The organism is Streptomyces chisholmiae (genome assembly GCF_031845445.1).
Lineage (GTDB): Bacteria > Actinomycetota > Actinomycetes > Streptomycetales > Streptomycetaceae > Streptomyces > Streptomyces chisholmiae.
Genome location: NZ_JAVREO010000178.1, coordinates 1 through 455, shown reverse-complemented (window position 1 = coordinate 455; position 455 = coordinate 1). Strand labels below are relative to the sequence as shown.

Sequence of the window (455 nt, the reverse complement as noted above, 5' to 3'; positions counted from 1 at the left end):
GGTGTGGGGCATGATCCCGCTCGGCGCGGCCCTGGCCTCGGCCGGGGCCCGCACGGTGGGGCCCATGACGGTGACCGTCCTGGCCGGTACGGCGTGCGCGTTCGTCTGGCTCGTTCTCGTACGCCTCGGAGCGGACGACGGCCCCGGCGGCGGACCGGACGAGGGGCCGGACGGCGGACCGGACGCCGCGGGGACCCGGACCCGGCCGGGCGGGGTGTCCACCCGAACACCGCCCGCCTGAAACCTCCCTGACACTCCATCACCTGCGTGGACCTCTTCCCGCCCCGGCCCCGCACGGGGCCGTCGCGGCGGCGGCCCACCGCGCCCGGCGGCGCAAGAGCGTGCGGAGACCGGGCAAAGAGCGCGCGATTTTACCGTGGGGCCGTCCGTGGACCAGAGGCGCGTTCCTTGTCGTGGTCAACAGAGGTAGTCCGCCGGACGGGACGCCGCAAGGA

1 protein-coding gene is annotated in these 455 nt (G+C 75.6%); it reads left to right on the top strand.

Annotated elements, in window-relative coordinates:
* The coding region (locus RM844_RS32675; RefSeq protein ID WP_311671064.1) for a hypothetical protein at nucleotides 1-241 on the top strand (241 nt) is incomplete at its 5' end.
* Nucleotides 242-455 lie beyond the last annotated feature (214 nt).